The sequence below is a fragment of the Magnetospirillum fulvum genome (assembly GCF_900108475.1).
Classification (GTDB): domain Bacteria; phylum Pseudomonadota; class Alphaproteobacteria; order Rhodospirillales; family Magnetospirillaceae; genus Phaeospirillum; species Phaeospirillum fulvum_A.
In genome coordinates, this window is sequence record NZ_FNWO01000014.1 from 77,084 (window position 1) to 100,532 (window position 23,449).

General features: G+C 66.9%; 22 protein-coding genes. 14 read left to right on the plus strand and 8 right to left on the minus strand.

All coding sequences use genetic code 11. The annotated features are described in order from the left end of the window. Nucleotides 1-13: 13 nt before the first annotated feature. Nucleotides 14-1,192, minus strand: a complete 1,179-nt coding sequence (locus tag BLW40_RS14980) for an efflux RND transporter periplasmic adaptor subunit (RefSeq protein WP_074769989.1) — start codon at nucleotides 1,190-1,192, stop codon at nucleotides 14-16. 172 nt (nucleotides 1,193-1,364) lie between these two features. Between BLW40_RS14980 and BLW40_RS14985 the strand changes: the two genes are divergently transcribed. Continuing rightward, entirely contained in the window at nucleotides 1,365-1,958 is a 594-nt protein-coding gene (locus BLW40_RS14985) for a TetR/AcrR family transcriptional regulator (protein ID WP_211656777.1), read from the plus strand. A gap of 5 nt (nucleotides 1,959-1,963) precedes the next feature. On the opposite strand, the gene BLW40_RS14990 is transcribed toward BLW40_RS14985, so the two are convergent. The 3 genes from BLW40_RS14990 to BLW40_RS15000 form a co-directional block, all read right to left on the minus strand. Further along, nucleotides 1,964-3,937: a methyl-accepting chemotaxis protein gene (locus BLW40_RS14990; RefSeq protein ID WP_083386811.1), complete on the minus strand. Its 1,974-nt coding sequence runs from the start codon at nucleotides 3,935-3,937 to the stop codon at nucleotides 1,964-1,966. Nucleotides 3,938-3,982: 45 nt separating this feature from the next. Further along, nucleotides 3,983-5,659, minus strand: a complete 1,677-nt coding sequence (locus BLW40_RS14995; protein WP_074769995.1) for a methyl-accepting chemotaxis protein — start codon at nucleotides 5,657-5,659, stop codon at nucleotides 3,983-3,985. Between the two features lie 83 nt (nucleotides 5,660-5,742). Next, on the minus strand, nucleotides 5,743-6,720 hold the full coding sequence (locus tag BLW40_RS15000) for a mitochondrial fission ELM1 family protein (protein WP_074769997.1): 978 nt from the start codon (nucleotides 6,718-6,720) through the stop codon (nucleotides 5,743-5,745). Between the two features lie 167 nt (nucleotides 6,721-6,887). Here BLW40_RS15000 and BLW40_RS15005 point away from each other — a divergent pair, with 167 nt between their 5' ends. From BLW40_RS15005 to BLW40_RS15015, 3 genes are all read left to right on the plus strand, one after another. Further along, complete coding sequence (locus tag BLW40_RS15005; protein WP_074769999.1) at nucleotides 6,888-7,433, plus strand: hypothetical protein; 546 nt, start codon at nucleotides 6,888-6,890, stop codon at nucleotides 7,431-7,433. A 134-nt stretch (nucleotides 7,434-7,567) separates the two neighbouring features. Next, a complete protein-coding gene (radC, locus tag BLW40_RS15010; protein ID WP_074770001.1) occupies nucleotides 7,568-8,248 on the plus strand; it encodes a RadC family protein in 681 nt (226 codons plus the stop codon). 15 nt (nucleotides 8,249-8,263) lie between these two features. After that, nucleotides 8,264-8,647 (plus strand): hypothetical protein, encoded by a 384-nt coding sequence (locus BLW40_RS15015; protein ID WP_074770003.1) that lies wholly within the window; start codon nucleotides 8,264-8,266, stop codon nucleotides 8,645-8,647. 11 nt (nucleotides 8,648-8,658) lie between these two features. Here BLW40_RS15015 and truA read toward each other — a convergent pair whose 3' ends face one another. The 3 genes from truA to def are packed head-to-tail and all read right to left on the minus strand — an operon-like array spanning nucleotide 8,659 to nucleotide 10,870. Next, on the minus strand, nucleotides 8,659-9,441 hold the full coding sequence (gene truA / locus BLW40_RS15020) for a tRNA pseudouridine(38-40) synthase TruA (protein WP_074770005.1): 783 nt from the start codon (nucleotides 9,439-9,441) through the stop codon (nucleotides 8,659-8,661). Beyond that, nucleotides 9,441-10,355 (minus strand): methionyl-tRNA formyltransferase, encoded by a 915-nt coding sequence (gene fmt, locus BLW40_RS15025; protein ID WP_074770007.1) that lies wholly within the window; start codon nucleotides 10,353-10,355, stop codon nucleotides 9,441-9,443. Before fmt ends, truA begins: the two co-directional genes overlap by 1 nt. Then, on the minus strand, nucleotides 10,355-10,870 hold the full coding sequence (gene def / locus BLW40_RS15030; protein WP_211656778.1) for a peptide deformylase: 516 nt from the start codon (nucleotides 10,868-10,870) through the stop codon (nucleotides 10,355-10,357). Before def ends, fmt begins: the two co-directional genes overlap by 1 nt. 219 nt (nucleotides 10,871-11,089) lie before the next feature. Here def and BLW40_RS15035 point away from each other — a divergent pair, with 219 nt between their 5' ends. The 5 genes from BLW40_RS15035 to BLW40_RS15055 all read left to right on the plus strand — a co-directional run bounded on the left by BLW40_RS15035 (nucleotide 11,090) and on the right by BLW40_RS15055 (nucleotide 16,165). Then, nucleotides 11,090-11,860 (plus strand): 16S rRNA (uracil(1498)-N(3))-methyltransferase, encoded by a 771-nt coding sequence (locus BLW40_RS15035; protein ID WP_074770009.1) that lies wholly within the window; start codon nucleotides 11,090-11,092, stop codon nucleotides 11,858-11,860. A gap of 9 nt (nucleotides 11,861-11,869) precedes the next feature. Then, the gene (gene queE / locus BLW40_RS15040; protein WP_074770011.1) at nucleotides 11,870-12,490 is read left to right on the plus strand and encodes a 7-carboxy-7-deazaguanine synthase; all 621 of its coding nucleotides are present in this window, start codon (nucleotides 11,870-11,872) and stop codon (nucleotides 12,488-12,490) included. Continuing rightward, entirely contained in the window at nucleotides 12,490-13,017 is a 528-nt protein-coding gene (locus BLW40_RS15045) for a 6-carboxytetrahydropterin synthase (RefSeq protein ID WP_074770013.1), read from the plus strand. Before queE ends, BLW40_RS15045 begins: the two co-directional genes overlap by 1 nt. An 83-nt stretch (nucleotides 13,018-13,100) precedes the next feature. After that, nucleotides 13,101-14,474 carry an SEL1-like repeat protein gene (locus tag BLW40_RS15050; RefSeq protein WP_074770015.1) on the plus strand — a complete coding sequence of 458 codons (1,374 nt, stop codon included), beginning with the start codon at nucleotides 13,101-13,103 and terminating at the stop codon, nucleotides 14,472-14,474. Then, nucleotides 14,471-16,165: a hypothetical protein gene (locus BLW40_RS15055; protein ID WP_074770017.1), complete on the plus strand. Its 1,695-nt coding sequence runs from the start codon at nucleotides 14,471-14,473 to the stop codon at nucleotides 16,163-16,165. Before BLW40_RS15050 ends, BLW40_RS15055 begins: the two co-directional genes overlap by 4 nt. Nucleotides 16,166-16,441: 276 nt before the next feature. Here BLW40_RS15055 and hpnI read toward each other — a convergent pair whose 3' ends face one another. Then, entirely contained in the window at nucleotides 16,442-17,572 is a 1,131-nt protein-coding gene (gene hpnI, locus BLW40_RS15060; protein WP_074770019.1) for a bacteriohopanetetrol glucosamine biosynthesis glycosyltransferase HpnI, read from the minus strand. A 142-nt stretch (nucleotides 17,573-17,714) separates the two neighbouring features. Here hpnI and hpnA point away from each other — a divergent pair, with 142 nt between their 5' ends. From hpnA to BLW40_RS15085, 5 genes are all read left to right on the plus strand, one after another. Further along, entirely contained in the window at nucleotides 17,715-18,710 is a 996-nt protein-coding gene (hpnA, locus tag BLW40_RS15065) for a hopanoid-associated sugar epimerase (RefSeq protein WP_074770048.1), read from the plus strand. Continuing rightward, nucleotides 18,707-19,867: a glycosyltransferase gene (locus tag BLW40_RS15070; RefSeq protein ID WP_139305620.1), complete on the plus strand. Its 1,161-nt coding sequence runs from the start codon at nucleotides 18,707-18,709 to the stop codon at nucleotides 19,865-19,867. Before hpnA ends, BLW40_RS15070 begins: the two co-directional genes overlap by 4 nt. Next, nucleotides 19,864-20,715 carry a presqualene diphosphate synthase HpnD gene (hpnD, locus tag BLW40_RS15075; protein WP_074770022.1) on the plus strand — a complete coding sequence of 284 codons (852 nt, stop codon included), beginning with the start codon at nucleotides 19,864-19,866 and terminating at the stop codon, nucleotides 20,713-20,715. Before BLW40_RS15070 ends, hpnD begins: the two co-directional genes overlap by 4 nt. A 61-nt stretch (nucleotides 20,716-20,776) precedes the next feature. Further along, nucleotides 20,777-22,720 carry a squalene--hopene cyclase gene (gene shc / locus BLW40_RS15080; RefSeq protein WP_074770024.1) on the plus strand — a complete coding sequence of 648 codons (1,944 nt, stop codon included), beginning with the start codon at nucleotides 20,777-20,779 and terminating at the stop codon, nucleotides 22,718-22,720. Then, the gene (locus BLW40_RS15085) at nucleotides 22,710-23,441 is read left to right on the plus strand and encodes a phosphorylase family protein (protein WP_244511216.1); all 732 of its coding nucleotides are present in this window, start codon (nucleotides 22,710-22,712) and stop codon (nucleotides 23,439-23,441) included. The genes shc and BLW40_RS15085 overlap by 11 nt, the downstream gene beginning before the upstream one ends. Nucleotides 23,442-23,449 lie beyond the last annotated feature (8 nt).

Genomic DNA, 23,449 nt, shown 5'->3' on the forward strand with positions numbered 1-23,449 from the left:
GGGGACTCTCCGATCAGCGGGCGGCGGCCGGGGCCGCCGGGGCCGCCGGGGCCGCTTTGGCGGGAGCGACGCGGACTTCGGCACCGGGACGGATTTTCTGTAACCCTTCGGTCACCACCAGATCGCCCGCGGCCAGCCCCTCTTCGATCAGCCAGGAATCGCCGACCGCCTGACCGACCTTGACCGGACGCGGGGCGACCTTGTTGTCGGGGCCGACCACCCAGACCGAGGCCTTGCCGTCGGCACCGCGCACCAGCGCCTTCTGCGGGATCAGGATGGCCTGATCCTTGACGCCCTGCTCGATCCGGGCGCGGACGAACAGGCCGGGAAAAAGGTCGTGGCGCGGATTGGGGAACACGGCGCGAAGCTGGACCGCTCCGGTGGTCTGATCGACGGTGACGTCGGAGAATTCCAACCGTCCGGGCAGGTCGTAGGATTGGGCGGTACCGTCGAGCGTCAACGTCACCGGCGCGGCGGCGGCGGCGGCGCTGCCATCGGGGGTGAGCGTCCGGCGCAGACGGATCAGTTCGGAACTCGACTGGCTGACATCGACGAAGATCGGGTCCAACTGGGTGATGGTGGCAAGGCTGGTGTTCTGGTTGGCGGTAACCAGCGCACCTTCGGTGACGCTGGATTTACCGATCCGGCCGCTGATCGGGGCGAACACCTTGGTGTAGCCCAGGCTGATCCGCGCCGTCTGTACCGCCGCTTCGGCGACCAGAATCTGCGCCTTGGCCTGATCGAGGCTGGCGATGGCGTCGTCGTAATCCTGGCGCGACACCGCGTTGATCCGCACCAGATCCTCGTAGCGGGACGCCTTGGCCTCGACCGATTTCAACGAGGCGCGGGCCTTGACCAGATCGGCCTGGGCGCTGTTGACGCTGGCCTGATAGGTCGCGGGGTCGATCAGGTAAAGCTGTTGCCCCGCCTTGACCTCGCTGCCTTCCTGGAACAATCGCTTCAAGATGATGCCGTTGACCTGGGGACGGACCTCGGCGACGCGAAAGGCGGTGGTGCGGCCGGGCAATTCGGTGGTCAGCGCCACCCGCCCGGGTTCGACCGCGAGGGCGGTCACCTCGACCGGAGCGCCCGGGGGGGCACCGGCGGACTGCTTTTTATCGTCGCAACCGGTTGCCACCAAAGCGGCAAGGGCGAGGATGGCCAGGGACGAAATTCTGGGGGGGAGGGACATTGTCGGGATCCTTGACTTCGGCGGCGCCAGTCGGAGAAGGGGTGGACGGCGCTGCTCATGCAGTGTACCGTACCGTACAGTTTAGTTTGGATCAAGACGCTTTCGTCGGGATATACGTAGGGACAGGAGAGACAGGCCGACCATGACAAAGGCAAAGCCGCAGGGGCGGGGGATGGCACGTCGCCAAGCCATGCTGGATGCCGCCCGGGAGCTGTTTCTCGAAAAAGGATTTGAGTGTACCAGCCTGTCCGATATCGTCGAGCGCTCCAAGGGGTCGCGCAGCACCTTATACGATCAGTTTGGAAGTAAAGATGGTCTTTTGCGTGCCCTGGTCGAAGGTATCACCTCGACGGTGTGGGAATTGCTGGGGGACGAAACCGGTCCCTGCACCTTTTGCGAGGCTGGGTTGATCGAACTGGGCGGGCGCTTCGTCCGCGCCGCCCTGGCTCCCGACAACATCGCGGTTTATCGGATTCTGGTCGCCGAAGGGCACCGGGTCCCCGAAATCGCCGAATTGTTTTTCAATACCGGGCCGCGCACGCTGGAACGCCGTCTGGCCGAACGGTTCCGCGCCGCGCTGTCGGTGCGCGAAGACGCCGGGTCGCCCGACGAAATCGCCCAGATCTATCTGGGGGCGATGCTGGGCGACCTGCATGTCCGCCAGGTTCTTGGCCTGGTGCCGCATTGGAGCGACGAACAAATCGATTCCCATGTCCGCATCGCGGTGGGGATTTTTCTCGACGGGGTCGGCCGTCCGGCCCAATGACGGCCTCAGATCGCCCGGATTCCGCCGAGGAAGCTATCGACTTCGTGGCGCAATTGGGACGAGACCGCCCCTAATTCCTTGGCGACGCTGTGCATCCGGTTGGCGAGGTCGCCAGTCTGCCCCGCCGCGCGCGACACTTCGACGATGCCGCGGCTGACTGCGGCGTTGCCTATCGCGGCTTCCTGGACGTTGCGGGCGATTTCCTGGGTTGCGGCGGTCTGTTCCTCGACGGCCGAGGCGATCGAGGTGACGACGCCGTCAACCTGTCCCACCACGTCGCGGACGCGCAGGATCGAGCCTGCGGCTTCATGGGTGTTGCTCTGAACCCCGGCGATCTGGCTTTGAATCTCGGCGGTGGCCCGGGCGGTCTGGGTCGATAGCGCCTTGACCTCGCCCGCGACGACGGCAAAGCCCTTGCCCGCGTCGCCCGCGCGGGCCGCCTCGATCGTGGCGTTCAGCGCCAACAGGTTGGTCTGACCGGCAATGTCCTCGATCATCCGGACGATTTCGCCGATCCGGTCGGCCGCCTGTTGCAGGTCGCCGACCCGGCGGGTCGCCTCGGCGGTGTGCTCGACCGCCAATTGCGAGATGCGGGTGGTGTCTTGGACCCGGCGGCTGATTTCCGAGGTGGAGGCCCCCAATTCCTCGGTCGCCGAGGCCACGGTCTGGACGTTGGTGGTGGATTCCTCGGCGGCATGGGCAACCGTGGCGCTCTGATCGCCGGTCAGGGTGGCGGCGGCGTTCAGTTCGGTCGAGGCGCTGGCGACCTGATCGACCACGGTCGAAACCCCGATCATCACCTGGCTTACCGCCTGATCGAACCGGCTGGTCAATTGATCGCGGCGCAGGGCGCGGTCGAGTTCGCGCTGGCGAGCCTGCTCGGCTTCGCGTTGAAGCCGCTCGGTCTCGGCCAGTTCGCGGCGGAACACCTCAAGCGAGCGGGCCATCTCGCCGATTTCGTCGCGGCGGGATTGATGCGCGATGTCAAGGTCGCGGGCTCCGTCGGCCATTCGCTGCATCGCGGCGGTGGTGGCGAGCAGCGGCAGGGTGATCGAGCGTCCGATCGAGCGCGTCGCCAGCAGGAAGATCACCGCCAGGGCCAGGGTGAAGCCCCAGGAAATCATGTGGGTCCGCTCGACGGTGGTGGCGACATTGGCCAGGGCTTCGTCGCGTTCCTTGCCCGCGGCGTCGGCCAGTTGGTCGAAGCGGTCGCCGAAACTGGCATAGCTCTCGCTGAGAGCCTTGCGGGCCGCCTCGGCGTCCTGATCGAGTTCGACATAGGCGGTGACCGTGCGTAGATAGCTCTCGGCATCCTGACGCAGGCTGGCGCGCTGGCTTTCCGGCAGGCCGCTGCGGTCGAGCGTGGCGAGGAAGGCGCGCTGTGCCGCCGCGACCTTAGCCAGATAGTCGGGACGATGACGCAGCAGGTAATCCTTTTCCGAGCGGCGCATCGACAGCAGGTGCATCATCAGTGTCGGGTCGGTGCCAGCCGAGGTCAGGTTGGCCTCGATCGCGTGGGCGGCGTCGCGAAGTTGCTTCTCCAGCCCCAGAGTCTCGTTGAGGCCGACCTTGATCAGGTTGTCGGAGACGGTGCCAAGCGCCTGACGATAGCGCACGATCCCGCTGCCAATCGCGTCGAGATCGGGGCGGAAGGCGTCGGCATGGGGTTCGCCCGCCATCCGCTTGGCGAGCTCGGATGCCTGGGTCGCTGTCGCCAGCGCGGTTTCGGCGTATTTCGGCTCCTTGCGGATCAGGAAATCCTTTTCCGCCCGTCGCATTTCCAGCGCCAGGATGCGCAAATCACGGCTTTGGCTGAACAGAATGTTGTGGGCCTCGGCTTCCTCCTGTTCGGAGGAAACGATCGCTTCCGACCATGTCTGGGTCAAGAGCAGGAGAAAAAGGGCGGAAAGCCCGATTACGGCCAGGGTGGAGACCCGGGCGGCCAGGGATTGGGATGGGTCCATTCGGCGTGGCAGCATGGGGGGGGGTCTCCTGTGAAGACTTCGCTTCTATATTACCCTTTTTTACTCTTTGCTTCTGATATCCGCCAGAAAGCGAACCAGCTCACCTTCGAGGGAACGGCTATGAGTTTTTAGACTGTCCGCGATCGAAAAGACGTCTTTGGCCATTCGGCCGGTTTCGGCGGCAGCTTGGGCAACTTCGGTGACGCTGGTCGAAACGTCGCGGACACCCTGGCTGGCCGCCTCGACATTGCGGGCGATCTCGTTGGTCACCGTGCCCTGTTCCTCGACCGCCCCGGCAATCGATGTCGAGAAGGAATCGATCCGGGTAATGGTGTTGGCAATGGCATGGATGGCTTCGACGGTGGCGCGGGTTCCGTCCTGAACCGCCGAAATCTGCTGGGCGATGTCCTCGGTCGCCTGGGCGGTCTGACCGGCCAGGGTCTTGACCTCATGGGCGACGACGGCAAAGCCCTTGCCCGCCTCTCCGGCGCGGGCGCTCTCGATCGTCGCATTCAGCGCCAGCATGTTGGTCTGGCTGGCAATACCGTTGATCAGGCTAATGACCTCGCCGATCCGGCTGGTGGACGATGACAGGCCCTCGACCTTGCGGTTGGTCTCGGCGGCTTCGGCCACCGCGGCCCGGGCGATCGCGGTCGATTGTTCGACCTGACGGGCAATCTCGCGGATCGAGGCCGACAATTCCTGTCCCGCCGCCGACACCGATTCGACATTGGCCGAGGCGGTGTCGCTGGCCGAGGCCAGCGCCGCCCCTTGTCTGCCGGTGCGGTCGGCGTTCGCCGCCAGATCGTCGGCGGCGCGGTGGAGATGGTCGGTCAGCGAGCCGATCTCGGCGACGACGCCGTGGACCCGCGTTTCCATCTCGTTGGCCAATGCCGCCATCTCGACGTGACGCTGCGCCCTGACCCGTTCTTCCTGGGCGTTTTGCGCGCGGGTTAGCCGTTCATTCTCGGCGGCGTGGGCGCGAAACACCTCCAGGGTGCGGGCCATGTCGCCGATATCGTCTCTGCGGTCGGTCAGCGGCAGCGAGCGGTCGAGTCGTCCCTGGGCGATGTCGCTCATCGCGGCGGTGATCGCGCGCAGCGGACGCACAATCGTCCGGTGGGCCAGCCCCAGCCCCAGCCCCAGACCGACGATTCCGCATCCGAGCAGGATCAGCAGAGTCCAGGTCTTGACCGCCTCGGCCGAGGCGAAGAACTGCGCCACCGGGATGCCGACATACAAAATCCCGATCACCGCGCCGGACGAGTCGCGGATCGGGTCGTAGCCGGTGACATAGGGAATGCCCAGGATATCGACGAAGCCGCGATAGGGCTCGTTGCGGACCAGAACCGCCTCATAGGCGGCGTTGCGCGCCAGTTTGGTGCCAACGGCGCGGCTGCCGTCATCCTTGCGGACATTGGTCGAGACGCGGGTATCGCCCATGAAAATCGTCGCGGTGCCGCCGACCTGGGCCACCACCGAATCGACCGGAGTGAAATTGTCGTTGAGGGGAACGGTTCCGGCGACGATCCGTCCCTCGACAAGGCGGAAATCGCCGCCTTGCGCCTTCAATTCGTTCCACGCCACCCGCATGTTGCGCTCGATGGCGAGATAAGCGTCCTGCTCGGCATTGCGGTTGAGTACCCCGAGAGTCGCCACGCCGACCGAAACCCCGATCAGGATGGTGTTGAGTAGGATCACCAGCCCTACCCGCAGAGATATGGTTAAACGCGGCATGACCTTCCCCTTGCCTGAACATCGGCATTCTCTAGTATATGACCTTAGTCGGTGCCAATCCAAGGGTATATCAGGCTTTAGACCTAGGTCAGGGGGCCAATCCGCTGGCGCAGAGCGGCGGCAATATCGAATGCGGCGTCGAGCCGCGGCCGCGGCCAGGGCGACAGATCGGCGACGGACTCCAGCGGCCGCGCCAATCCCCGCTCGTACAGCAGGCGGTGCAACCGCTCGTGCTTGGGTGCGACCCAGCCCGGCGGCGACCAGATGAACACCGGGGCCGGGGCGGCGCAGGCCTCGCAGCACATGCTGACCGAATCGCCGGTGACGACGATGGCATCGGCCAGGGCCAGGAAGCCGAAATAGGGATTGTCGCCGGGTTGGCCATAAAGATGCAGCCAGCGCGGTTCGGGCAGCCGTGCCGCCAGCGCCTGGGATTGCGGCTCGCCGGTGCGGCGGCTGGTGGTCAGCAGCACCGATCCCTGCGCGGCGGCGGCCAGGTCGGCGACGCGGCGGCCCAATTCTTCGGCCATTGCGACCGGAAAGGGCCGCTGTCTGGTCGCGCCGCCGACGATCACCGCGATCCGGGGATGGGGCAGGGCGGCAAAGGCGGATTCCCACCGCTTCGCTTCTTCCGCCAGCCGGGCCGGGCCGACCCGGTGCGGCGCGCCGACGATCTCGATCACATTGGCGGCGGGGTGGGGGCGGTCGTGGGCGGGGATCGCGATCAGGTCGAAATCGTCGCGGCCGGGACCGCCGGGGTCCATGATCTGGGCCAGATGGGCGCCTGATTGCCGTTTGATCCAGCGCGCCACCGGGGCGGTGCGGCGTCCGGCGGCGATCACCAACCGGGGCCAGGGGGGAGCCAGCGCGGCGCGGGATTCCGCTTCAATGCCGATCAGCCCGGCCCCGCGCAGCAGGTTGGGCAGCTTGGCCCAGCGGTCATAGCGGATTGTCTTGATCGCGAAGGGCAGGTCCAGCGCCTCGGCGACGCCCAGCGCCTGACTGACGTTTCCGGCGCGGTCGTCGGCCAGAACCCAGACTGGAACCGACTGATCTCCCATCGTCTATAGCTCCGCCCCATCGTGGGAGGGCAGTTACTTTGACGGATCGGCCGCGCAATGCAAGCGCTTCCTGCCCGATTAGCCGGATGGGGGGTAATGAATGACTCGACTGGTCGGGTAAAGGTTGCTATATTTGATTCGTTCAATTTCGCATGGAGCCCCCCGCCATGTTCGCCGACAACACACTGACCCCCAAGGAAGCCGTTCGGCTCTGTGCCCTCGGTACCCTCGCGTCCCGGCCAATGCGCTATAGCGAACTGGCAGGCACCGTGCGCCATTTCACCAGCCGAATGATGGGCCCCTCGCTTGAGCTGATGGGAACCTCGATCGAACTGCTTCGCTATGAAGGTCTGGTCGAAGCCCGCGACGGCGCCGGGATGGAAGACGATTCGCCGCTTGAAATCACCCGAGGCGGCCGCCGCGAACTCCATTCCCTGCTAACCGCCCGTCTGCGGCTGGGCAGCGATCTGTCGAAGCTGGTCGTCGCGCTGAAGATTCGCTTCCTCGACCTGCTCGAACCGGCCGAACGCCGCGCCCAGATTGATCTGCTGATCGAAGCGGTCGAGACCGAACTGACCCGTCTGATCGATCTGCGCGGCAGCAGCGTCGATGAATGCGGCGAAGACAGCGCTTTGGTCGCGTGGCTCGACCACGACATCGCCCAGCTCGAAGAGCGTCAGGACTGGCTCGAAGCCTTCCTCGCCAAGCTGTAACCCTTTCGCCACCGGGGCGTTGCGGTCCCGGTGGCGGCGGTCATCGTACCCCTATCCGTTGGTCCCTGGTTCCGGCGCTTCCCTTGGCCCGGTCCGTTTGGCATCCTGCTTTCCAGCAAAGGATGAGCAGACGGATGGATGACGACGGTTATGATCGCAAGGGGCACCGGGAACGGTTGCGGTGGCGCTTTCACGAAGCGCCCGAGGCTCTGCCCGATTACGAGTTGCTGGAGATGCTGCTGGGCATCGCCATTCCCCAAAGAGACGTCAAGCCGCTGGCCAAGGCGCTGATCAAGCGCTTCGGCAGCTTCGCCGATGTGCTGACCGCCTCGGCCGACGATCTGAAGACGGTCGATGGGATTGGCGACGTCGCCGCCACCGCCCTGAAAGTGGTGCGCGAAGCCGCCATTCGGCTTGCCCGCGCCCCGGTTATCAACAGCGTTGTGATCTCGAACTGGGATTCGCTGCTCGATTACTGCCATACCGCGATGGCGACACTGCCGATGGAACAGTTCCGTCTGTTGTTCCTCGACCGCAAGAACGTGCTGATCGCCGACGAGTTGCAGCAGACCGGCACCGTCGATCACACCCCGCTTTACCCGCGCGAGGTGGTCCGCCGCGCCCTGGCGCTTCATGCCAGCGCCCTGATCATGGTTCACAACCATCCCAGCGGCGACCCCAAGCCCTCGAAAGCCGATATCGACATGACCCGCGCCGTGCGCGAAGCTTTGGGGGCGGTTGGCATCGCCCTGCACGATCACCTTGTGGTCGGGCGCAAGGGCCACGCCAGCTTCAAGGCAATGGGATTGCTGTAACGGGAGGACGGGGACATGGGGGATACCAACGCGTCGCAGCACGCTCCCGAACGGGGAGAGATCGAGTCCGCCCTGGCCGAGGCGACTCGGATCAAGCAGGACACGCTGTCGTTCATGCAGGCGGCGGAAAAGGCCGACAACGTCTTTATCCGCCGGAACGAGGGTAAGCCCGAGGGCTATGCCGAAACCCCCTATGGGGCGGCTTTGGTCGGCGCGCGGGAGTCGGTCGATCGCCTGACGATCGTCATTTTGTCGCTGACCAGACTTCAGCGCAGCCATGCCACGATGTTTGCCGCCGATTTTCGCGAATTGCTGCGTGAGATCGAGCGCGCCCGGGTCACGCTGGCCGGGTTGGGCACGCCTCCCGACAGCGAGGATGAGGAAGACGAGGAAGATTAAGTCGCCTTTCGTCAGGCGGTGCCGTCGTCCCGATGTTTCACCCATCCGGGCGGCTGGGGATAGACCACTCCGGTCAAGATCAGCCCGGTGGCGGGGCAGGTCGGCCCGGCTTGGGCGCGGTCGCGGGCTTCCAGGATGCGGCTGACATCGTCCGCGCTCCATTTGCCGTCGCCGACCAGCTTCAAGGTGCCGACCATGTTGCGGACCTGATGGTGGAGGAACGAGCGGGCCTCGGCGACGATCTGAATCTCGTCGCCGATCCGGGTGATTTCGAGCCGGTCGAGCGTCTTGTTCGGGCTGCGCGCCTGACAGCACCCGGCGCGGAAGCTGGTGAAATCGTGATGGCCGAGCAGGCGGGTTGCCGCCTCGGCCATCCGCTCCTCGTCCAGCGCGGCGGTGACCCACCACACCCGGTTGCGGTCGAGCGCCGGGGCCGAACGCCGGTTGAGGATGCGGTAGAGATAAGACCGCCCGATCGCCGAGAAGCGGGCGTGGAAGCCCTCTTCGGCCTCTTCGGCGGCAAGGATCGCCACCGGATGCGGCTTCAAATGGAAATTGATCGCATCGCGGACGGTGTCACCGGAATAGGCTCGGGGAAGGTCGAGATGGGCCACCTGCCCGGTGGCATGGACACCGGCATCGGTCCGTCCGGCGGCATAAAGGGTGACCGCCTCGCCGCACAGCTTGGCGGCGGCGGCTTCGATCGCGCCTTGGACCGACGCGCCATGATCCTGGCGCTGCCAGCCATTGAAGGGCGAGCCGTCATACTCGACCAGCAAACGATAGCGCGGCATCAGTCCAGCACGGTCCCGACCGCGACGGGATGACCGCGCAGCATTTCGGTGGCCTCCATCGGGGCCTTGCCCGCCCGCTGCACCTTGACCGGGCGCAGGCTGCCCTCGCCGCAGGCGATGGCGAGGCCGTCGTCGAGCACGGTGCCGGGCTGGCCCTGGCCGGTCGCGATGGTGGCGGTCAACACCTTGACCCGCTCGCCGCCAAGGTCGAACCACACGCCGGGCCAGGGATTGAGGGCGCGAACCTGCCGCTCGATCTGTCGGGCGGGCAGACGCCAGTCGATCCGGGCCTCGTCGCGGGTCAGCTTGGCGGCATAGACCGCGCCTTCGTCGGGCTGGGTTTGGGCGATCAGGGTGCCGTCGCTCAGTTTCTCCAGCGCCTCGACGATCATCTTCGCGCCTTGTTCGGCCAGACGGTCGTGCAGCCAGGGCGCGGTGACGTCGGGCGGCAGCGGCAGCGAGCGCAACAGCAGGATCGGGCCGGTATCGAGCCCGGCCTCCATCTGCATGATGGTGACACCGCTTTCGGTATCGCCGGCCAGGATCGCGCGCTGGATCGGCGCGGCTCCCCGCCAGCGCGGCAACAGCGAGGCATGGACGTTGAGGCAGCCGTGGCGCGGCGCGTCGAGCACCGCCTGGGGCAGAATCAGCCCATAGGCGGCGACAATCGCGGCATCGGCCTTCAGCGCGGCGAAGGCGGCCTGTTCCTCGGGCGAGCGCAGCGTCAGCGGGGTCCGAACCGGCAGCCCCCGTTGGGCGGCGAAAGCATGGACCGGCGAGAGCTGTTCCTTGTGGCCGCGCCCGGCGGGGCGGGGCGGCTGGGAATAGACCGCGACGATCTCGTGTCCGGCCGACAGCAGCGAATCGAGGATCGCCACCGCGAAATCGGGCGTCCCCATGAAGACCAGTTTCATCAGACTTCCGCCTCTTTGCGCAGCTTGATCATCTTGCGCAAGATCATGTGGCGCTTCAGCGAGGACAGGTGGTCGATGAACAGAACGCCGTCGAGATGGTCGATCTCGTGCTGAATCACGGTGGCGAGCAGGCCGTCGGCGTCGAGTTCGATCTTGGCGAAGGTCTCGTCGTGATAACGGACGCGGACCTGACGCGGGCGGACCACCTTCGCATAATGCTCGGGCACCGACAGGCATCCTTCCTCGTAGATATTCTCTTCGTCCGAGGCCCAGACGATCTCGGGATTGATCATCCGGATCGGCTGGCGCTCCGCCTCGGTCTTGCCGATATCCATCACGATGATGCGGTCCGACACCCCGACCTGGGGCGCGGCGAGACCGATTCCCGGCGCTTTGTACATCGTTTCGAGCATGTCGTTCATCAGAGTGATGACCCGTTCGTCGACCGATTCGACCCGCCGGGCCTTTTGTTTCAGGACCGGATCGGGGGCGGTGAAGATGGGCAGAATGGCCATGGAGGTGAAGTCTTTCGAGAGAAGCATGCCAGCTTCGGACATAAGCCCGCCCGGCCCCAGCGTCAAGCATGGTCGTTCGCCGTCGTCCCATGGCGCGAACAGCGCCCGCGAGCCCATGCGAGCGAAAGCCCAGCCGCCGGAGGCGGCGCCCGGCGCTTGAGGGCGTTTATAAGGACATTAAGTTGCCGCGCGTGGGTGCTTCGTCGTAGAAGGGCGTCCATGAGCGACATCATCCCCCGCCCCCGCCTGCGCCTGTTCGTCGAAGTCCCGTTATCCGCCGGAAACGCGGTGGCGTTGGAGCGCGAGCAGACACATTATCTTTCTTCCGTGATGCGTGCCGAGCCGGGCGAAAACGTGTTGCTGTTCAACGGAGCCGACGGTGAATGGCTGGCCCGGATCGACCGGCTGGGCCGCCCCGGCGGGATTTTGATCCCCGAGCTTCAGGTCCGGCCGCAATCGGCCGAGCCCGAGCCGAGGTTCGATCCGTGGCTGTTGGCCGCGCCGTTGAAGCGAGACCGCACCGATCTGGTGGCGGAAAAGGTCGCGGAGTTGGGGGCGTCGCTGTTCTGGCCGGTGTTTACCCGCCGCACCGTCGCCAACCGGGTCAATGGCGAGCGGCTGCGCGCCCGGATGATCGAAGCGGCCGAGCAATGCGAGCGGCTGACCCTGCCGTTGTTGAACGAGGCGGTTCCGCTGGAGCGGGTTCTGGCCAACTGGCCCGAGGGCCGCACCTTGCTGTTTCTCGACGAAACCGGCGGCGGCGAACCGCTGGCCGAGGTCGCGGCGGGGTGGAGCGCGGGGCCGGTGGCGCTGTTGGTCGGACCGGAAGGCGGCTTCGCCCCCGAGGAGCGGGCCTTGCTGGTGTCGCGTCCGTTCGTCCGTCCGGTCGGTCTGGGGCCGCGCATCCTGCGGGCCGAGACCGCGACGATTGCCGCGCTGGCTCTGTGGCAGGCTTTGGCCGGCGACGGAGACCGGCCGCCGCGCGGCTAAGGGCGGATCATGAGCTATCTTGTTCGCGAAATCTTCGCCTCGCTTCAGGGCGAGGGCGTCCAGTCGGGGCGGGTCGCGGTGTTCCTGCGCTTTGCCGAATGCAATCTGTGGAGCGGACGCGAGGCCGATCGTGCCACCGCCCGCTGCCGCTTCTGCGATACCGATTTCGTCGGCGGCGAGCGCTTTGCCGATGCCGAAACGCTGGCCGACGCCGTCGCTGCGGCGTGGCCGGTCGCGGATTCCGAGAACCGACTGGCGGTCGTTACCGGCGGCGAGCCGGGGCTGCAACTGGACGAGGCGCTGATCGCGGCGCTCCACCGGCGCGGCTTTGCGATTGCGGTCGAGACCAACGGAACGCTGCCGCTGCCGCCCGGTCTCGATTGGATTTGCGTCAGCCCCAAGGCGGGCAACCGTCTGGTCGTGGTCCGGGGTGACGAACTCAAGCTGGTCTTTCCTCAGGACGGAGCCGACCCGGCGGAGTTCGAGTCGCTGGCGTTCGCCCACTTCCTGCTGCAACCGATGGACGGGGCAGAGCGGGAGGCCAATACCGCCGCCGCGCTGGATTACTGCCTGTCCCATCCGCGCTGGCGGTTGGGGCTGCAACTTCACAAGAGCCTGGGGCTTCGCTGATGTCCGTGTTTCATATCCGCCGCCGTATCGAAATTGATGCGGGCCACCGTATCGCCACCCATGGCTCGAAATGCCGCAATCTGCACGGTCATCGCTATGGGATCGAGGCCGAGTGCGCCGCCGACGCGCTCCACGCTGGCGGCGAGCAGACCGACATGGCGATTGATTTCGCCTTCCTGAAAGAAGAGATGATGGCCCGGATCGACGCGACCTGCGATCACGGCCTGATCGTCGCCTTGAGCGACGTCGCCCTGCTCGACCTGTTCGCCCCGGACGGACGCGATCCGGCGGAGTGGCGGGCCGACCTGGCCGAACGGGTCGCCCGTGACGGCGCGGCGCTGACCTCGGAGACCAAGCTCGGCTCGAAGATGTATGTCGTGCCGTTCCACCCCACCGCCGAGGCGCTGGCTCGTCACTGGTACGCGGTGCTGGCCGCTCCGGTGGCGGAACGCTCGGGCGGGGCGGCCCGGCTGGTCGCGCTCAGGGTATGGGAAACCCCCAATTGCATGGCCGAATACGCTCCCTGACCGGTCCCGCTCTCTCCCCTCGCCTCGACAGGCGGCGGCGGTTGCGTCATCTTTAAAAGCTGTTCCCGTCGGGGAGGAGCACGATGTCGCGCGAACCGGAAATCGTCACCCGTTATCGGCTGCTGGCGCAGGAGAACGATCCCGTCGCCCAGTTCAAGCTGGGCGAGATTTATCGTCTGGGCTATCAGGTCCGCCGCGACGTTGACGAGGCGGTGACGTGGCTGGTCCGCTCGGCCCGACAGGGCAACCAGGACGCCAGCGCTTTGTTGCGGCGGATGGAAGCCGACGGCGTCGATATCTCCCGCCCCGTCGCCGATCTGCCGCCGCCGGTCGCAGCACCCCGCCGCGCGCCGCCGCCGCCTCGGCCGTCGTCCCGTCAGCGTTCCGCGTCGGTCCGGCCCGCCGCCGGGTCCGAGCCGCTGGTTCTGCCCGCGATCGAGGCCGAGACCGATCCGTTGTCGATCGGCGGGCCGGAACCGCTGCCCGACCTTGTCCGCCTGCGCCGCCGCGCCGATGCGGGCGACCTTGCCGCGCTGGTGGCGCTGGGCAACGTCTATCGCGAGGGACGCGGCATCGCCGCCGATCCGGTCGAGGCGGTCCGGCTCTATGCGTTGGCCGCCGAGCAGGGCGACGCCGCCGGGCAATATTCGCTGGCGGTGATGTACGATCTGGGCGAAGGGGTGACTCAGAACGATATCCAGGCGCTGAGACGCTATCTCGACGCGGCGCGGCAGGGTGACGTCGCCGCTCAGTTCAATATCGGCAACATGATCCGGCAGGGGCGGGGGGCCGAAGCCAATCCCGAGGTCGCGGCGAAATGGTTCGCTCTGGCCGCCGATCAGGGCGACGCCGCCGCTTTGTTCGCATTGGGGGCGCTGTACGAAAGCGGGTGTGGGGTCGAACGCGACGAGGCCCGCGCCGTCGCCCTGTACCGCGCCGCCGCCGAGCGCGGCGGGGCCGAGGCGCAGTTCAACCTTGCCAACATGCTGCGCCAGGGCCGGGGCGCCGAGGCCGATCCGGTCGAGGCGGCGATGATGTGTCAGCGCGCCGCCGAACAGGGGCTGGCGGCGGCCCAGGTCAATTACGGGCTGATGCTGGCCTCGGGGGTGGGGGTCGAGACCAACGAGACGGCGGCGACGCACTGGCTGCGCCGCGCCGCCGAGGCCGGGGAGCCGCGCGCCTGGTTGCCGCTGGCGATCCGACTGGAACGGGGGCTGGGCGCGCCCAGCGACGCCCCCGCCGCGCTGGGCTGGTATCGCCGCGCCGCCGAAGCGGGCGACCCGGTCGCCTGCTATCATCTCGGCCTGTTGCTGGCCACCGGTGAGGCGGGGCAGGTCGATCTGGAGTCCGCCGAACGATGGCTGCGTCAGGCTTCCGGTTCGGCCGTGCCCGCTTTGGCCGACGATGCCCGCCGCGCCGCCGAGGCCCTGGCCGCCCGCGCCGGAGCGGGATCATGACGCCGTCCAAGACGTCGTTCGAGATTCATGTCTTTGCCGACAAACGCTGGGTGATCACCGAGATGGCCGCCGACGAGGCGGCGGCCAAGGCCTTTGCCGACAATTTGCTTCACACCGGCAACCATGAAGCGGTGCGGGTGGTGCGCGATTTCGAGCGGCTGGACGGCACCCATGCCGAGACGGTGGTGCTGGAGAAGAAGGCGCCGGAAAAGGCTCCGGGCGATCTGACGCTGGCCCCGATCGCCGAGGCGCCGCTCTGTACCACGATCGAGGATGTCTATGCCCTGCCTTCGCGGACCGCGATTGGGCGGCTGTTGCGCAAATATCTCGACGAAGTGGTGGTGACGCCAACCGAATTTCTCCACGACGCCAAGGAGATGAAGCGGTTCGGCGATCGCGGCACCTTGCTTTTTTCGGCGATCGACCGGGTGGCGGGGTTGCAGTCGCGCGAGGCGGGAGAGGCCGACCCGCGCGAGCGGCGGGCTTTCCTCGAATCCGCGTGGGAGACGCTGCAAAAGCGCGCCCGCGACTTTGCCGCCGCCAAGCCCAAACCCAAACCGCCCGCCAGCTTCGCCGAGGCGCTGACCCAATCCGCCGCCGATCCCGATCCTGCCTTCGGGCTGATGGCGCGGTTGACCCTGGCCTTGCTGGAGCGGCGCAGTTGGCAGGGAAAGCTGGAACTGGTGCTGGCCTGGGCGCTTGAGCCCGAGGTGCGGCCCGAGGTGATCGACGGGCTGTTGGCCGATCTGGTCGTTCCGGCCCAGATGGTGCAGGATCTGTTGGGGTTTCAGCCCAATCTGGCCGCGGCGCTGGGGCAGATCGTCGATCTGGCCGAGGGGCGGGCCGAACCGGCGAAGTTCGCTCCCGAGCTGTTTGCCGATCTCAACCAGATGTTCGCGGCAGGAAGGCTGCCGCAGGCCCAGCAGGCGCTGATGGCGCGCACCATCCGCGAAATCGGCGGGGCCAATCCGCTGTCGCGCAACGATCCCGCCCAGGAATTCGAGATGTTCCACCGCTTGCTGCACCGGCTGGTCGAGCGCGACCGCGTCGCGGGCGGTCCGTTGATGGCCGAAGCTTTGTTGCAGCGCGCCACCCGGGTGCAAAATGCCGGCGGGGCCTCGCTGGTTGTCGTCGAATCGGTGCGGATGCTGTTGGGGGCGTTGGCCGACGGCTGCATCCGGCTGCAATTCCTGCTGACCTTGTGCGCTGCTCCGCTGGGCCGCGCAATCGGGGCCGGGCTGACCGAATTGTTGCGCGGCCACGTCACCCGCGCGGATCATATCGACCATTGGTGTCCGGTGCGCCACCCGCCGCGCGACCGCATGGCGGCGCTGAAAGGGGCCAATCGGGCTTTGCTGACCTGCGAGGCGCTCGACGAAAAGTTCCGCGCCGGGCTGGCCGCCCGCGTCGATGCGGTGATGGCCCGCTATCTTCAGTCCGAAGGCGTGATCGAGAAAATCGACAAGACCGACGATCCGCTGGCGATGCGGGCGATCCGGCTGGTCAAGTTCTGCGGCTCCGGGGTGCTGATCGAGGGACAGTCGCTCGACATGGCCAAGGCCCGGGTGATCGAGCATCTGCGCCAGAAACAGTTCGAGGAAAAGTTCCTGGCCAGCGTTCCCGACCCGGCTCAGGCGGAGAAGGCGCTGCGCGACTTCCACCGCCTGTTGGTCGAGTGCGGGTTCGGCTGAGCGGCCTTATTTGGTCTCCCGTGAAAAAGTCCCTCGCTGTCGCTCGGTGTACTTTTTCCCGTTGGATTAAAAGGAGAAAAATGGGCTAGGGGCGGCCCAGCGCCCATTTTTCGTGTTGTCTGTTTCACCAGCCTCCGAAGCCGTGGGCGTCGCCCATCGGCCTCGGAGGGAACCAAATCCATCCCCGCGCGGAAAGCTTGATTGAGCACGGGGATTCTTTTTGAACCGGGGAAAAGTACACTGAGGCCAAAGGCCGAAGGACTTTTTCACGACCGACTATTTGTCGGCCGACTTCATCCGCAATCCGTCGCCGGTGACGAGGACCTGATTGTCCCATCGCACCGTGCGCCCGAGCGGGGTCCGCAGCCAGATCGCGAAATTGACTAGTTCGCGCAGCGGAACCAGCCACGGTTCAACCGGGGGCAGATCAAAGCGTTCCCGCAACAGGCGATGCAGCCGGATCCGCAGCCAGACGTGCAGCGCGATTATCGGCAGCGCGATCCACAACGGCCAGCCGAACAGGGCCAGCAGCAGCATCGGCCCGAGCGGGCTCATGAAGATCGACAGGAAATGCTCGAACGGCCGGATGGCGCGAATCGCCCGGTTCCAGCGCAATTCATGCGAGATCAGGGCGGAGAAGGTCGGCTCGGCGACCACGGTCGCCACCAGTTCCGAGGACAGCCGGACCTTGAAGCCGTTGCGGTACAGTTCGTGTCCGAACACGAAATCCTGGGCCACCGCGTCGGCCATCGCTTCGAACCCGCCGATCGCGGTCAGCGCCTTACGGGTGACGGCGATCGCGGCGCCATAACAGATGTCCATGTCGCGGCGGGCGAGATCGACCAGCACCGAGGGAATGAACCAGTCGTTGTGGAACAGCGCGCCGACCCGCGAGGCCAGATTGGATTCGGGCTTGCCGGAATAAAGCGAGGTGACCCCGCCGGTGGCCGGATCGGACAGCGGTTGGATGAACCGGGCCAGGAAGTCGGGCGGGATCATCACGTCGCTGTCGATCATCGCCAGGATGTCGTGCTTCGCCGCCGGATACATGTTGGCCAGATTGGCGTTTTTCGGGTTGGACCCGGCGCGGCGGCCGTCGATGACCAAGGTGGTGTCGAGGGTCGGGAATTCGGCCTGAATCCGCTCGATCACGCTGCGGGCGGGATCGTCGGGGCTGTGCAGGCCGAACACGACCTGAAGCGCCGGATAATCCTGCCCACAGATCGACCGCAGACACTCTTCCAAATGCGGAGTCTGGCCGTGGGCCGGAACCATCAGCGTGACGGGCGGTCTCCAATCGGAGGCGGGGGCCGGAGGCAAGGCACGTCCCACATGGCGGAACGCGAGGCCAAGATAGGCAAACCCTCCAGCGGCCAACGCGCCGCCGATCAGACTAGATGCCAGCATTTATCTCTAAATTCCCTTATTGCGCGCAGGCAATTTCCACGACAGCATCAAAGAAACTGTGGCGGATGCCAACACAAAAGATGTAACTAACCTCCCGAACGGTCGGGCGGAACATCGCTCGGGCGCGATGGATTGTCTGCGCATGAATAGTATCTGTCTTGTCACCGGGGCAACCGGTTTTGTCGGCTCGGCGATCGTGCGGGCCTTGCGCGCGCGCGGCCAGGCGGTGCGGGTTCTGGCCCGTCCCGGCTCGGACCGCCGCAATCTTGCCGGTCTCGAGGTCGAGCTGGCCGAGGGAAGCCTGGAGGACGAAGCGTCGTTGCGGCGCGCCGTCGCGGGCTGCGACCGATTGTATCACGCCGCCGCCGATTATCGTCTGTGGGTTCCCGACGAGGCGGCGATGATGCGCGCCAACGTCGATGGCACCCGGTCGCTGATGCGGGCCGCGCTGGCCGAAGGGGTGGGGCGGATCGTCTATACCAGTTCGGTTGCGACGCTGGGCCATGCCCCCGGCGGGGTGTCGGACGAGACGACTCCCAGCACCGTCGCCGACATGGTCGGTCCCTACAAGCGCTCGAAATTCCTGGCCGAGGCCGAGGTCCGCCGGATGGCCGCCGAAGAGGCGTTGCCGGTGGTGATCGTCAATCCCTCGACCCCGATCGGGCCGGGCGACGTCAAGCCGACGCCGACCGGGCGGATGATCGTCGAGGCGGCGTCGGGACGGATGCCCGCTTATATCGACACCGGCCTGAACCTCGTCCATGTCGAGGACGTCGCCCAGGGTCACCTGCTGGCGATGGAGAAAGGCCGGATCGGCGAGCGCTATATCCTGGGCGGCGAGGATCTGCCGCTGGCCGAGATTCTGGCCCGGATCGCCCGGCTGACCGGACGGCGGCCGCCATCGGTGCGGCTGCCCCGCTTGCCGCTGTTCCCGCTCGCCGTCGCGGCCGAGGCGTGGTCGCGGCTGACCGGGGCCGAGCCGTTCGTCACCGTCGATGGGCTGCGGATGGCGCGCTGGCGGATGTTCTTTTCCTCGGCCAAGGCGGAAGCCGAGTTGGGCTATTGCCATCGCCCGGCCGATCTGGCTTTGGCCGACGCGGTGGAATGGTTCCGTGCCAACGGTCAGGTGCGCCCGTGAGTCTCTCTACCCTTGCCGGTCTGGCCGGGCTGGGAGCCTGGGGCTGGCTGCTGGCCCTGCGCGGCGATTTCTGGCGGGTCGAGCCCCCCCCGTCCGCTCCCGAGCCCGCGGGCTGGCCCGAAGTGGTGGCAGTGATCCCCGCCCGCGACGAGGCCGCGTGCATCGGCGGCACCGTTACCACTTTGCTGTCGCAGGATTACCCCGGTACCCTGTCGGTGGTGGTGGTTGACGATCACAGCAGCGACGGCACCGCCGATCAGGCCCGCGCCGCCGCCGCCGCCATCGGTGCTTCCGACCGTCTGACCGTCGTTGCCGCGCCCGATCTGCCGCCGGGCTGGGCGGGCAAGATGTGGGCGCAAAATCACGGCATCGCGACGGCGCGGGCGCTTCGTCCCGGTCTCGATCTGCTGCTGCTGACCGACGCCGATATCGACCACGCGCCATCGGAACTGCGCCGACAGGTGGCGCGTCTGCTGGCCGCCCGGCTCGACATGGCCTCGCTGATGGTGCGGCTGCCCACCGATGGCGTGTGGGAGCGGGCGGTGGTTCCGGCCTTCGTGTTCTTCTTCCGGATGCTGTACCCCTTCGCCTGGGTGTCGGACGCGTCGCGCACGACGGCGGCGGCGGCGGGCGGCTATGTGCTGATCCGGCCCCAGGCGCTCGACGATATCGGCGGCGTCGCCGCGATCCGCGATGCCCTGATCGACGATTGCACCCTGGCGGCGGCGGTCAAGCGCGCCGGGTGGCGAATCCAGCTCGATCTGGCGCGCGAGACGGCCAGTTCGCGCCGCTATAGCGGCCCGTCGGGGCTGTGGAAGATGATTTCCCGCTCGGCCTATACCCAGTTGAACCACTCGCCGCTGCTGCTGGCGGGGACGGTTGTGGCGATGCTGCTGGTGTTCGTCCTGCCGCCTCTGCTGGTGCTGACCGGCGGTCCTGCCGCTCTGTTCGGCCTGATCGCCTGGGCGGCGATGAGCCTCGCTTATGCGCCGATGGTGCGCGCCTATGGCCTGCCGCCCGGATGGTCGGTGGCGCTGCCGCTGGTGGCGCTGTTCTATCTGGGGGCGACGATCGATTCGGCGGTGCAATATTGGCGGGGACGGGGCGGGGCCTGGAAAGGCCGGGTTCAGGACCACCGGGGGGGAGCAAAGTCATGATCGCGGTCGATCCGGCCCTGTACGAGCAGATGGCGGCCAAGGTCAAGGCCTCGGGCTCGTCGTTCTATTGGGGAATGCGGCTGCTGGAATTGCCGCGCCGCTTTGGCATGTTTGCCGTTTACGCCTTTTGCCGCGAGGTCGACGACATCGCCGACGAACCGGGCGATCCGGTCGAAAAGCGCCGCCAGCTCGAATGGTGGCGGGTCGAGATCGGTCGGCTTTACGCCGGTCAGCCGGTGACTCATCCGGTGCTGGTGGCGCTGGCCGGGCCGGTGGCGGAATACAAGCTGCCGCAAGAGGATTTCCTGGCGGTGATCGACGGGTGCGAGATGGATATCGGCACCGCGATGGTCCGCCCGACGATGGCGGCGCTGGAGCTTTATTGCGACCGCGTCGCCTCGGCGGTGGGGCGGCTGTCGGTGCGGGTGTTCGGCGAGGACCGCCCCCAGGGTCAGTCCGTCGCCAACGCGACCGGGATGGCGCTGCAACTGACCAATATTCTGCGCGACGTCGCCGTCGATGCCGAGATCGGGCGGCTGTATCTGCCCGACGAGGTGTTGAGCGCGCACGGGATCGACAGCCATGATCCCAAAGAGGTTCTGACCCACCCGGCCCTGGTCGCGGTCTGCCGCGATATCGCCAAGATTGCGGCGCAGCACTTCGCCGCGTCCGACCGGGCGATGCTCGAATGCGCGCGGCGGACGATGCGTCCGGCGACGCTGATGAAGGAAATGTACCGGGGGATTTACCATCGTCTGGAGGCCGAGGGCTTCCAGCCGCGCCTTCCCCCGGTTCGACTGCCCGCCGGAGCCAAGCTCTGGTGCGTGCTGCGCCACGGGCTGGTCTGACTGACCGCGACCCCCGGCGCCCTGTTCCCGTTTTGCGAGGTCAGACGTGTTTGCGAGTAATGTGAATCTGCCATCCGACGAGTCCACCCTTGCCGCCGGTCGGCTGGAGGAGGCCGTGCGCGGCTCTGCCGCCGCCCTGATGTCCAGCCAGAAGGACGATGGCCACTGGGTGTTCAAGCTGGAGGCCGATGCCACCATTCCGGCCGAGTTCGTCCTCTATCTGCATTATCTCGACGAGCGCGATCCGCCGCTCGAGCGGCGGATCGGCGTCTATCTGCGCGACATTCAGGACAAGACTCACGGCGGCTGGCCGCTGTTTCATGGCGGCGAGTTCAATATCAGCGCCTCGGTCAAAGCCTATTTCGCCCTAAAAGCGATCGGCGACGATATCGACGCGCCGCACATGAAGCAGGCGCGCGAGGCGATCCTGGCCCATGGCGGCGCCGCCACCAGCAACGTCTTCACCCGCACCCTGCTGGCCCTGTTCGGCCAGATTCCGTGGCGGGGCGTGCCGGTGATGCCGGTCGAGATCATGCTGCTGCCGCGCTGGTTCCCGTTCCATCTCGACCGGGTCAGCTATTGGTCGCGCGCGGTGATCGCGCCGCTGGTGGTGTTGATGAGCCTGCGTCCCCAGGCGCGCAACCCGCTGAAGATCAATATTTCCGAATTGTTCGTCACCCCGCCCGAGCAGGTGACCAACTGGTATCTCGACACGCCGCGCTCGCGCTGGGCCTACGTGTTCCGGGGGCTCGACCGGGTGCTGCATCGGGTTCAGCCCTATTTCCCGCAAGGTTTGCGTCGTCTCGCCATCGAGCGGGCGGTGGCCTTCGTCGATGAACGTCTCAACGGCGAGGATGGGCTGGGCGCGATCTTCCCGGCGATGGTCAATTCCGTGCTGATGTACGATCTGCTCGGCGTGCCCAAGGACGATCCTCGCGTCGTGATCGCCAAGAAATCGATCCGCAATCTGGTGGTCGAAGAGGGCGAGCGCGCCTGGGTTCAACCCTGCCTGTCGCCGGTATGGGACACCGCGCTGGCGACCCACGCGTTGCTGGAAGTCGGTGGACCCGAGGCCGAGAACGCGGCCCGCCGCGCCGCCGACTGGCTGGTAGACCGCCAGATCACCGATGTCGTCGGCGATTGGGCGGTGCGCCGCCCCGGTCTGGCCCCGGGTGGCTGGGCGTTCCAGTACGCCAACCCGCATTATCCCGACGTTGACGATACCGCCGTGGTGATGGCGGCGCTCGACCGGCTCGATCCCGAGCGCTATGCCGAGTCGATCCAGACGGGCGCGGTGTGGCTGCGCGGGATGCAGAGCAAGGGCGGCGGCTGGGGCGCGTTCGACGCCGAGAACACCGCGCATTACCTCAACCACATTCCGTTTTCCGATCATGGCGCGCTGCTCGATCCGCCGACCGCCGACGTCTCGGCCCGCTGCGTCTCGGTGCTGTCGGTGCTGGGCGAGCGTCAGACCGATCCGGTCGCGAAAGAGGGTGTTGCCTATCTGCTGAAGGAGCAGGAGCCGAACGGCTCGTGGTTCGGCCGCTGGGGCACCAATTACATCTATGGGACGTGGTCGGCGCTGTGCGCGCTGAACGTCGCCGGTCTGCCTCACGACCATCCCGCGATCCGCAAGGCGGTCGAGTGGCTGCTGTCGAAGCAGCGCGAGGACGGCGGCTGGGGCGAGGACGGCCGGTCCTATTGGGAGGGCGAGCCGCAGGGCGAGGGCAGCGCCAGCACCCCGTCGCAAACCGCCTGGGCCGTGCTCGGTCTGATGGCGGTGGGCGAAACCCGCCATCCGGCGGTCGCCCGCGGTGTCGAGTATCTGATCCGCACCCGCACCGAAGAGGGGCTGTGGGACGAGGAGCATTACACCGCCGTCGGCTTCCCCCGCGTGTTCTATCTGCGCTATCACGGTTACCGCCAGTTCTTCCCAGTGTGGGCGCTGGCGCGGTTTCGCAACCTTACTGCCGGGAATGCCGGTCCGGTGCTGCATGCCCTCTGACGCCGACGAATCCGCCTCGTCCGACAGCTTCCCCGCCGCCTGCTGGCTCGACGGAGTGCCCGGCCGGGTTCCCGTCGGCGTCATCGTCGGGATGGAGTCCGAGGCGGCGTTGCTGCCGCCCGGAACCCGCTTCGGCATCGCCGGGGCCGACAGTGCCCGCGCCGCCGCCGAAGCCCGCCGTCTGCTCGACGAGGGGGCCGAGGCGCTGCTCAGTCTGGGCATCGGTGGCGGACTCGATCCGGCGCTGGCTCCGGGCGAGATCGTCGTCGGCACCGCCGTTCAAGATGGCGACGAGACCTTCGCGGTCAATCAGGTCTGGATGTGCCGCCTGCTCAACGCGATCCCGCATTCCCGCAGCGGGGTGATTCACGCCTCCGCCGGTCCGGTGGTGGGGCGGGGCGCGAAGCAGGCGCTGTTCGCCGCCTCGGGCGCGCGGGTGGTCGATATGGAAAGCGGCGGCGTGGCCCGGGTCGCGGCCCAGGCGGGACGTCCGTTCGCGGTGATCCGCGCCGTGGCGGATTCGGCCGATCTGACGCTGCCCTCTTCGGCCCTGGTCGGGATCGGTCCCGACGGCAAGGCCCGTCCGCTCGCGGTGCTGGGGCGTCTGGCGTTAAAGCCGTGGGAACTGCCCGACCTGATCCGGGTCGGAATTGATTCTCACGCCGCCCATTCGTCCCTGCGCGCCGCTCTGGCCGGGCTGGGAACCGCCTTCGGGCTTTAACTTCACCG

What these genes read in the sequence shown, in the direction of transcription:
- BLW40_RS15000 (WP_074769997.1), bottom strand. Translation starts at nt 6,720, where the DNA reads ATGGGAGATCAGTCGGTTCCAGTCTGGGTTCTGGCCGACGACCGCGCC.
- BLW40_RS15015 (WP_074770003.1), top strand. Translation starts at nt 8,264, where the DNA reads ATGGGGGATACCAACGCGTCGCAGCACGCTCCCGAACGGGGAGAGATC.
- def (WP_211656778.1), bottom strand. Translation starts at nt 10,870, where the DNA reads ATGGCCATTCTGCCCATCTTCACCGCCCCCGATCCGGTCCTGAAACAA.
- BLW40_RS14985 (WP_211656777.1), top strand. Translation starts at nt 1,365, where the DNA reads ATGGCACGTCGCCAAGCCATGCTGGATGCCGCCCGGGAGCTGTTTCTC.
- BLW40_RS15085 (WP_244511216.1), top strand. Translation starts at nt 22,710, where the DNA reads ATGCCCTCTGACGCCGACGAATCCGCCTCGTCCGACAGCTTCCCCGCC.
- BLW40_RS15045 (WP_074770013.1), top strand. Translation starts at nt 12,490, where the DNA reads ATGTCCGTGTTTCATATCCGCCGCCGTATCGAAATTGATGCGGGCCAC.
- BLW40_RS15035 (WP_074770009.1), top strand. Translation starts at nt 11,090, where the DNA reads ATGAGCGACATCATCCCCCGCCCCCGCCTGCGCCTGTTCGTCGAAGTC.
- radC (WP_074770001.1), top strand. Translation starts at nt 7,568, where the DNA reads ATGGATGACGACGGTTATGATCGCAAGGGGCACCGGGAACGGTTGCGG.
- BLW40_RS15005 (WP_074769999.1), top strand. Translation starts at nt 6,888, where the DNA reads ATGTTCGCCGACAACACACTGACCCCCAAGGAAGCCGTTCGGCTCTGT.
- BLW40_RS15055 (WP_074770017.1), top strand. Translation starts at nt 14,471, where the DNA reads ATGACGCCGTCCAAGACGTCGTTCGAGATTCATGTCTTTGCCGACAAA.
- BLW40_RS14995 (WP_074769995.1), bottom strand. Translation starts at nt 5,659, where the DNA reads ATGCCGCGTTTAACCATATCTCTGCGGGTAGGGCTGGTGATCCTACTC.
- queE (WP_074770011.1), top strand. Translation starts at nt 11,870, where the DNA reads ATGAGCTATCTTGTTCGCGAAATCTTCGCCTCGCTTCAGGGCGAGGGC.
- hpnD (WP_074770022.1), top strand. Translation starts at nt 19,864, where the DNA reads ATGATCGCGGTCGATCCGGCCCTGTACGAGCAGATGGCGGCCAAGGTC.
- BLW40_RS14990 (WP_083386811.1), bottom strand. Translation starts at nt 3,937, where the DNA reads ATGCTGCCACGCCGAATGGACCCATCCCAATCCCTGGCCGCCCGGGTC.
- BLW40_RS14980 (WP_074769989.1), bottom strand. Translation starts at nt 1,192, where the DNA reads ATGTCCCTCCCCCCCAGAATTTCGTCCCTGGCCATCCTCGCCCTTGCC.
- truA (WP_074770005.1), bottom strand. Translation starts at nt 9,441, where the DNA reads ATGCCGCGCTATCGTTTGCTGGTCGAGTATGACGGCTCGCCCTTCAAT.
- hpnA (WP_074770048.1), top strand. Translation starts at nt 17,715, where the DNA reads ATGAATAGTATCTGTCTTGTCACCGGGGCAACCGGTTTTGTCGGCTCG.
- BLW40_RS15050 (WP_074770015.1), top strand. Translation starts at nt 13,101, where the DNA reads ATGTCGCGCGAACCGGAAATCGTCACCCGTTATCGGCTGCTGGCGCAG.
- fmt (WP_074770007.1), bottom strand. Translation starts at nt 10,355, where the DNA reads ATGAAACTGGTCTTCATGGGGACGCCCGATTTCGCGGTGGCGATCCTC.
- hpnI (WP_074770019.1), bottom strand. Translation starts at nt 17,572, where the DNA reads ATGCTGGCATCTAGTCTGATCGGCGGCGCGTTGGCCGCTGGAGGGTTT.